Origin of the sequence: Ferruginibacter sp. HRS2-29, from assembly GCF_024343615.1 — a bacterium.
GTDB lineage: Bacteria > Bacteroidota > Bacteroidia > Chitinophagales > Chitinophagaceae > Ferruginibacter.
The window spans coordinates 20,082-28,634 of record NZ_RJUB01000025.1 but is presented as its reverse complement, the minus strand read 5'-3'; the positions used below and the strand labels follow the sequence as shown (position 1 = coordinate 28,634).

Genomic DNA, 8,553 nt, shown 5'->3' with positions numbered 1-8,553 from the left:
TTCCCTTTCTTCTTCGACCCTATTTACGCTGAAGTGAAAAAGCCACGAATACACGAATAAAATTCGCTTTGAATAAAACTATTTCATTCGTGTATTCGTGGCAAAAAAATACCCGCTTTTTAAGCGGGTATTCAATTTATTTTTCGAAGATCAGGCTTCAGATTTCCCTTTCTTCTTCGACCCTATTTACGCTGAAGTGAAAAAGCCACGAATACACGAATAAAATTCGCTTTGAATAAAACTATTTCATTCGTGTATTCGTGGCAAAAAAATACCCGCTTTTTAAGCGGGTATTCAATTTATTTTTCGAAGATCAGGCTTCAGATTTTTTTTCTTTCTTCTTCGGCTCTTCCTTCAACTTGAAAAGTATCTTCTGATTTTCCTTATCCAGCTCTGCTATCAAAGTATCCCCGGCCTTCACATTCATGTTGAGTATCTCTTCCGCCAGCGGATCTTCCAGGTATTTCTGGATGGCCCTGTGCAGTGGCCTTGCGCCAAACTGGCTGTCGTAGCCCTTTTCAGCGATAAAATCTTTTGCTTCAGTAGATAACTCCATGGCGAACCCAAGATTGCTCAAACGCTGCATCACACCCTTCATCAGTATATCGATGATCTCGAAGATGTTGTCTTTATCAAGTGAATTGAATATCACCACATCATCGATCCTGTTCAGGAACTCAGGGCTGAACGTACGTTTCAGGGCTTTTTCGATGATCGCTTTATTGTTCTCATCAGAATTTTCCACCCTGTTGGCAGTAGCGAAACCAACTCCGTCACCGAAATCTTTCAACTGGCGAACACCAATATTAGATGTCATGATGATCATGGTATTCTTGAAATCCACTTTTCGGCCAAGGCCATCGGTCAATTGACCGTCATCCAGCACCTGCAACAAAATATTATAGATATCCGGATGTGCTTTTTCAATTTCATCCAGCAGGATCACACTGTAAGGTTTGCGCCTAACCCTTTCCGTTAGCTGGCCGCCTTCTTCATATCCTACATATCCCGGAGGCGCTCCAATGAGGCGGCTCACCGTGAATTTTTCCATGTATTCACTCATATCTATTCGGATCAGCGCATCTTCACTGTCGAACATCTGCCTTGCGAGTGTACGGGCCAGCTCGGTTTTACCAACCCCCGTAGGACCGAGGAAGATAAATGTACCGATCGGTTTTTTAGGGTCTTTCAACCCCACCCTGTTACGCTGTATCGCTTTCACCACTTTGGAAATGGCATCCGCCTGGCCTATAACAGCACCTTTCAGATCGTCGCCCATACGGCGCAATTTGTCGGTCTCCGCCTGAACCATCCTCTTCACAGGGATGCCTGTCATCATGTGTACCACTTCGGCAATATCTTCTTCTTCAATCGGGAAACGTTTGTTCTTACTTTCTTCTTCCCAATCCTGCTTCGCTTTTTCAAGGTCTTCCTGCAAACGTTTTTCTGTATCCCTCAAAGAAGCCGCTTCTTCAAACTTCTGGCTCTTCACCACTTTGTTCTTTTCAAGCTTGATGTCTTCAATCTTCTTTTCGAGCTCGATGATGGTTTCCGGAACATTGATGTTCTTGATATGTTTCCTTGCACCAACTTCATCCAGTACGTCTATGGCTTTATCCGGCAACAAACGATCTGTCATATAACGGTCGCTCAATTTCACACAGGCTTCAATTGCTTCCTGGCTGTACGTTACGTTGTGATAATCTTCATATTTGCCTTTGATATTATTCAATATCTGTATCGCTTCATCCACAGACGGCTGTTCGATCAGTACTTTCTGGAAACGACGATCCAATGCACCATCTTTTTCAATATGCATGCGGTATTCATCCAAAGTAGAGGCGCCGATGCACTGTAGTTCGCCACGGGCCAGCGCTGGTTTAAAAATGTTGGAAGCATCCAGAGAACCACTGGCACCACCGGCGCCAACGATCGTATGGATCTCATCGATGAACAGGATCACATCCCGGTTTTTTTCCAGCTCGTTCATGATGGCTTTCATCCTTTCTTCAAACTGGCCGCGGTATTTGGTACCTGCCACCAATGCCGCAAGGTCGAGGCTTACCACTCTTTTATCAAACAATACCCGGGAAACTTTTTTCTGAACGATGCGCAATGCAAGTCCTTCCACGATGGCGGTTTTACCCACACCTGGTTCACCGATCAGGATCGGGTTGTTCTTTTTCCTGCGACTTAATATTTGTGATACACGTTCGATCTCATTTTCACGCCCTACAATCGGATCAAGCGATCCGTTTTCCGCAAGGCGGGTAATATCCCTGCCGAAATTATCGAGCACGGGCGTTTTTGTTTTAGGAGCATTGGCACCACCGGCTTTCTGCGAACGTTGTTGCCCGTACTGTTTCCTTTCTTCGTCAAATTCATCTTCTTCATTGAATTCAGCCTGAGGTGGAGGCGTGCTGGTCACAAAGCCTAATTCATTTTTAAATACGTCGTAATCCACGTCGAATTGATTTAAGATTTGTGTTGCAATATTTTCTTTGTTCTTTAAAATAGAAAGCATGAGGTGTTCGCTTTCCACATAAGCGCTCTTCAATGCTTTGGCTTCTAAAACAGTGATGCGGATCACTTTCTCTGCCTGCTTGGTGAGTGGCAGCGAATTTATGTTTGCAATGTTTTTACCTGTCTTATCTTTTACTGCCATTTCGATTTCCTTACGCAATTCGAAAAGGTCTACATTCAGTGATTTAAGAATTTTTATGGCGGTATTTTCCCCGTCTCTGATCAATCCCAAAACCAAATGTTCGGTGCCGATGAAATCGTTACCCAACCTGAGCGCCTCTTCCCTGCTGTAAGAAATAATCTCTTTTACCTGGGTGGAAAAATTATTATCCATTCTGTTAAGTTTAATTAATACAATAATAACGATTATTTACTGCGCCTGAATTATAAAAAATTGCAAATGTTGATATGTTGAAAAGTTGAAATTTGTTGCTGGTTGGGAGGGTTGATGCGCCTTTTCACATCGCTTTTTTGCAGCTAAAAATTTATTTTCCGGAATCGCTTGAATAAGAAGTCACACATTCAAAATTTACTTTATTTTACATCCATCACATTAACCGATCAATAAACAATGAACTTCAAAATAGATACCAAAGAAAAATTCACTGTAATTAAGCCGGAAGAGGCTGTTTTATCTGCTAATATGACAGAAGACATCAACACCCTTTTATCGGCTTATCTCTCAAAACCTGTGCCCCACATTGTTTTGAATCTTTCTCTTACAGATTCCATCGAACCAGAAGTGGCAGAATCGATTGCCGGCCTGCAGCAGGAGTTTTACGAAAAAAACTGCTCCTTTATTGTGTGTGAAATGAAAGAAGCGGTAGAAAACAGCTTCGACAGCCTTGAATTGCTTGAATTCATGAACGTTACCCCCACCGAAAGCGAAGCCTGGGATATCGTGCAGATGGAGGAGATAGAGCGGGAGATCATGGGCGATTTCGATGAAACGGATAACACGAATTAGGCGAATTACACGAATTACACGAATTTTGTTTAATCAGTACGCATTTTAAATCTGCTGTCAGCCTGAGCTTGTCGAAGGCTTTCACTAAACAACTCCGCCTTCGACAAGCTCAGGCTGACAGCGAAGGATGACGTAGTTCGATCACTTTATAAAACTAACACAATTTGCTCGCGCTAACAATCATTGGAAATAATTCGGCGATCCCCGCTTTTGGCAGGCACCCGACGGCACAAGTACTTCAGACACAGGATGAAGCCTATCTCATCGATTGTGGTGAAGGTACGCAGGAGCGACTCACAGAATTCAAGATCAAGCGCAATAAGATCAATCATATCTTCATCTCGCATCTGCATGGCGATCATTATTTCGGCCTCATCGGGTTGCTCACCAGCATGGGGTTGCTCGGCCGTGTGAATGACCTTCACCTGCATGCGCCGGCATTGCTGGAGCAGATCATACAGTTGCAGCTGGATGCAGCAAATACCGTTTTGCCTTACAAACTTTATTTTCATCCGCTGGGCGAAGAAGGGCCTATCGCCAATGATAAACGCCTCTGGATAGATTGTTTCAAAACACAGCACCGCATCGATTGCTGGGGATTCATTTTCAGGGAAAAGAAAAATCCACGCAGCATCATTCCCGAAAAAGTGCAGGCTTATGAAATACCGGCAGCTTATTATGATGCGTTGCAAAAAGGCCAGGATTATACCACCAAAAGAGGCGTACTCATTTCCAATGAAGAAGTGACCATTGCCGCGCCTGCGGCAAAAAGTTATGCCTATTGCGCTGATACTATTTATACAGAAGCCATCATAGATAAAGTAAGAGGTGTTGATCTTCTTTATCACGAAACCACTTACCTGAAAGACCTTCATGAAAGGGCTGCCGCACGTTTTCATTCCACCACCATACAGGCCGCTGATATCGCCAAAAGAGCGGGTGCTAAAAAACTGCTGATCGGGCATTTCTCTTCAAAGTATGAAGTGCTGGATGAGTTCCTGACCGAAGCACGTGAAGTGTTTGAGAATACGGAACTGGCCCTGGAAGGCGCGTGTTTCAGAATTTGACGATCAAACCTCCGGGGTTTTGAAAACCCCGGAGGTTTATTGGCCGACCACAAAATTATTTCCTTCCGTCATCATCCATAAATAAAACTGCGGAAACCATTTTCGCCACGCCGCTTCATTATGCCTGCCGTCAGGATCCGTGAGTGTATAGATGGTGGTTTTGGAATTCGCACCGGTGATGTCGGCGATCTTCTGCAAATCGGGCACCATACTTTCGCTTTCCAAACTACCCGCGTAAAAAAATATTTTACCCGATAAACCCATGGTAGCAGAATCCGCGTAAGCATTCAACAGCGGTGCCGTCCAGAATGCAGGAGAAAAAACACCGGCTTTTCCAAACACAGCGGGGTATTTCAGCATAGCATAATAAGATATCAATCCCCCCATGGAACTACCGGCGATAGCCGTATTCTCTTTTGAAGATAAAGTCCTGTAATGTTTGTCAATAAAGGGTTTTAAGGTTTCTGTCAGAAATTTAAGATATAAGTCGCCTTTCCCTTTTCCATATTTTTCATGGTCGTACGGATTGTATTCATTGATGCGTTCTGCACCATTGTCGATGCCCACCACTATGGACGCGGGCTTGCCTTTTGCGATCAACGAATCAAGGCATTCATCCACGCCCCATTCGCCATAAGCAGAAGCTGCCTCATCAAAGAGATTTTGGCCGTCGTGCATATACAGTACGGGATATTTTCTGGAAGAATTTGCATATCCTTCCGGAAGATATATCCAGATGCGGCGGGTGCTATTGAGTTGCGGAATTTTAAAAGCAGTATCCAATACTTTTACGTGCACGCTTGCGGTGTGATAGTTGACCCTGCGGACGGAATCAACATCATCTTTCCATCCGTTGATAGAAAATTGCAGGGCAGTATCGGAAGATAATTTCACCAGGTTATTTTGTACATCACCACCCGAAACCGTTGACTGTACTTTATCCCAACTACCGCGGGTAAATTTGAATTCATACACATCCGGCTTCAGATCTTTCAATTGTACTTCCCAGCTTTTATTACCGGAATTATATTGCAATGGATTTTGGGCAGGGTCCCAGCCGTTGAAACTGCCCGCGATGAATATTTTTTCGCCGGGATGAGAAGCAGGAAAATCTTTTACAGAAATATTTATTTTGTATTGCGCAAAAAGGGATGGGCAGAATAAGGCCGCGATGAAAAAGGCAAGACTGAATTTGAGTTTCACGTTTCTATTTTAATAAGAAATAATTAATAAGTAAAAAAACAAGGAAGTTACAGTTCGTTAAACTTCAACCTCCAAAACCTTACGGACTTTAACTTTTAACGAACTATAACTTCCTTATTTATTATTGAATGTTTCTCATTTCTTATTCAAAAAGTCCCTGACTTTTTGATGCAACCCTTCACTCAAAGGCACCACCGGCAGCCTGACTTCATTTGCGATCAATCCCATTTCAAATAAAAATGCCTTGGCGCCGGCTGGATTATTTTCAGCGAACATCAGGTGATAGGCATCGGTGAGGCCATTGTTTTCTTTCACCGCAGATTTGAAATCTCCCTGCAATCCGTAGTTCACCAAAGAAGAAAATTCTTTGGGAAAACAATTGGCCGCCACACTGATCACACCATCCATTCCGCAGGCTAGTTGTGGCAAAGCCAATGCATCATCGCCACTTACTACCATAAAATTTTCGGGGCGGTGTTTTAATATTTCTATGCATTGCAGCATATCGCCACTCGCCTCTTTGATCCCTGAAATATTGGGCAATTCCGCAAGGCGCAACGTGGTAGCGGCTTCCATATTTTTACCGGTACGCCCGGGCACATTGTACAAAATGATGGGTAACGGGCTCGCTTCCGCTATGGCTTTGTAATGCTGATAGATGCCTTCCTGCGAAGGTTTATTGTAGTATGGGCTGGCGCTCAACACCGCCACAGCCCTGTCGAGCGGAAAATATTTAAGGTCTTCGAGCAGCGATGCCGTATCGTTGCCGCCGATACCAACTACCACGGGTACACGCCCCGCAATATGATCATACGTAAAATTGATGATCTCTTTTTTTTCTTCTTTCGACAATACCGGCGTTTCGCCAGTAGTGCCCATCGTGACGATATAATTCACGCCACCCTTTATGATAAAATCAATCAGCTTGCCTAAAGCGTCAAAGTCAACAATATTGTTCCTGAATGGGGTGATGATCGCTACCCCTGTACCACGTAAAGACTGGTTGAGATTCATATCGGAAATAAATTTCGCCGAAGATAAATATTTTATTACACGAATGATATCGAATTGCGCGAATTACACGAATTGGCGATGTAGGAACGTGCCTGTGGCGCGTTCGTTTTTTCCGCAGGAAAAATGAATGAATTCCGCCTTCGGCGAAATCGAACGCGCCACAGGCACATTCCTGCAAAAAAATGTCCTCCCCGGATTGCTCGGAGGAGGACTGGCTTTTTCTTAAGTATTGTTTCTCTAACTATTGAGTATCCTCGAACGTGTGAGGTATTTGTTGTCTTTTCCATAGATGAACAGGCAGCTTCCGTTCTTGATCTTTTCGATGATCGGCCTGTTGAGGTTTTCCGGAACCGCGGGGCATCCCCAGCTTCTTCCCAGGCAACCGGTATTCCTAATCCATTGTTCGCTTACATAAGGCGCCCCATGCATCACGATGGCCCTTTCATCGGCCAGGTCGTTGATCCCTTGTTCAAGCCCTTCCAGGTGCATCGAGTACCCGTTTTTACCGATATAGGTATCGGAAGTTACGTAAAATCCGAGGCTGCTCTGAAAACTTTCTGGTATGTTGGAAAACTGGTTGGCGTACATTTTACCAGAGTTTTGTCCGTGGGCTACATAGGTATTAAATAATATCCTGCAATTCTTCAGGTCGATCACAAACAAACGCTTTTCGCAGGATGGTTTGGTGAAATCAGCGATCGTGATCACGTTGTCGTTGACGATCCTGCCTTTCATTTTCAGGTATTGAAAGCCTTTCACGGCTGAAGCAAAAGCGTTTTCCGACAATCCTTTCAGGTTCAGCTTCAGGCTGTCATAGATCATATTCAAAGAAGATACTGAGCTTGCCGTACTATTTTCGGCGTTTATCCCCGCTGCCGGACCTGCCACCGCCGGAACAAAGGCGTTGTTCTTTGCAAAAGCAAAAGGAAGGTGTAACATGAAGATCAGCACGGAAGAAAAAAATACATACACTTTCTTCAATCGGAAGTTTCTCATTATGGGATATTGATTTTTAGTTAATGATATTAAACGACTTTCGAAAGTAGATGTTGTGCTATACGTAGAGTATTTAATTAATATAAATAAAAATGAATGCTTGAACCGGCTGCAAATATACCCCTCTATACCCTATTTGGAGTAGTAAAGGCTGTTAAAATATCCCACGGGTTTTAACAATAGGGCCGGTTTTCCGTTAAAATGAGTATTAATTGATATATATCAAAATGACTACCCTATTGTGCGTAGCCAGTTTCATACATCACACATCATATATCACACATCATATATCCTACATCATACATCCTACATCATACATCCTACATACTCGCTATCTTTGCACAAAAAATAATGGAAACTTTAGATTCGATATTGATGGTAAAAACTTCTACCATCCCGAATACCGGTAAGGGTTTATTTACAAAAAAAGATATCAGCAAAGGCAGTTATATCACCGAATACCTGGGCAAGATCAGCACCTGGAAAGATGCCGACCATGATGAAGGAAATAATGCATACATATATTATATCAACAGGAACCATGTGATCGATGCCAAAGGCAGTAAGGCTTTTGCGCATTACGCCAATGATGCCAGCGGTTTCAAAAAAATAAAAGGCCTTTCCAACAATTCGGAATATGTAGTGGATGGCAAACGTGTATTCATTGTTGCAAAAAGGGACCTTGCAAAAGGCGAAGAAATATTCGTGGGGTATGGAAAGGATTATTGGGATACGATCAGGAAGAATGGCATAATGTAGTGAATGGTGAATGGTGAATAGTCA

Annotated in this window: 7 protein-coding genes; 3 read left to right on the top strand and 4 right to left on the bottom strand. The window is 43.3% G+C overall.

The features are described from left to right. Positions 1 to 313 precede the first annotated feature (313 nt). A complete protein-coding gene (locus EGI32_RS09185; protein ID WP_255155098.1) occupies positions 314 to 2,857 on the bottom strand; it encodes an ATP-dependent Clp protease ATP-binding subunit in 2,544 nt (847 codons plus the stop codon). Positions 2,858 to 3,094: 237 nt separating this feature from the next. Here EGI32_RS09185 and EGI32_RS09180 point away from each other — a divergent pair, with 237 nt between their 5' ends. After that, entirely contained in the window at positions 3,095 to 3,490 is a 396-nt protein-coding gene (locus EGI32_RS09180; RefSeq protein WP_255155097.1) for an STAS domain-containing protein, read from the top strand. A 164-nt stretch (positions 3,491 to 3,654) separates the two neighbouring features. Next, positions 3,655 to 4,557, top strand: a complete 903-nt coding sequence (locus tag EGI32_RS09175) for a ribonuclease Z (protein ID WP_255155096.1) — start codon at positions 3,655 to 3,657, stop codon at positions 4,555 to 4,557. A 36-nt stretch (positions 4,558 to 4,593) separates the two neighbouring features. On the opposite strand, the gene EGI32_RS21320 is transcribed toward EGI32_RS09175, so the two are convergent. The 3 genes from EGI32_RS21320 to EGI32_RS09160 all read right to left on the bottom strand — a co-directional run bounded on the left by EGI32_RS21320 (position 4,594) and on the right by EGI32_RS09160 (position 7,770). Continuing rightward, positions 4,594 to 5,760: an alpha/beta hydrolase-fold protein gene (locus EGI32_RS21320; RefSeq protein WP_255155095.1), complete on the bottom strand. Its 1,167-nt coding sequence runs from the start codon at positions 5,758 to 5,760 to the stop codon at positions 4,594 to 4,596. 135 nt (positions 5,761 to 5,895) lie between these two features. Further along, a complete protein-coding gene (dapA, locus tag EGI32_RS09165; protein WP_255155094.1) occupies positions 5,896 to 6,774 on the bottom strand; it encodes a 4-hydroxy-tetrahydrodipicolinate synthase in 879 nt (292 codons plus the stop codon). A gap of 237 nt (positions 6,775 to 7,011) precedes the next feature. Beyond that, positions 7,012 to 7,770 (bottom strand): murein L,D-transpeptidase catalytic domain family protein, encoded by a 759-nt coding sequence (locus EGI32_RS09160; RefSeq protein ID WP_255155093.1) that lies wholly within the window; start codon positions 7,768 to 7,770, stop codon positions 7,012 to 7,014. 351 nt (positions 7,771 to 8,121) lie between these two features. Between EGI32_RS09160 and EGI32_RS09155 the strand changes: the two genes are divergently transcribed. Further along, on the top strand, positions 8,122 to 8,529 hold the full coding sequence (locus EGI32_RS09155; RefSeq protein ID WP_255155092.1) for an SET domain-containing protein-lysine N-methyltransferase: 408 nt from the start codon (positions 8,122 to 8,124) through the stop codon (positions 8,527 to 8,529). Positions 8,530 to 8,553 lie beyond the last annotated feature (24 nt).

Coding starts and splice junctions, on each gene's coding strand:
- EGI32_RS09160 (WP_255155093.1), bottom strand. CDS start 7,770: ATGAGAAACTTCCGATTGAAGAAAGTGTATGTATTTTTTTCTTCCGTG.
- dapA (WP_255155094.1), bottom strand. CDS start 6,774: ATGAATCTCAACCAGTCTTTACGTGGTACAGGGGTAGCGATCATCACC.
- EGI32_RS09180 (WP_255155097.1), top strand. CDS start 3,095: ATGAACTTCAAAATAGATACCAAAGAAAAATTCACTGTAATTAAGCCG.
- EGI32_RS09155 (WP_255155092.1), top strand. CDS start 8,122: ATGGAAACTTTAGATTCGATATTGATGGTAAAAACTTCTACCATCCCG.
- EGI32_RS09185 (WP_255155098.1), bottom strand. CDS start 2,857: ATGGATAATAATTTTTCCACCCAGGTAAAAGAGATTATTTCTTACAGC.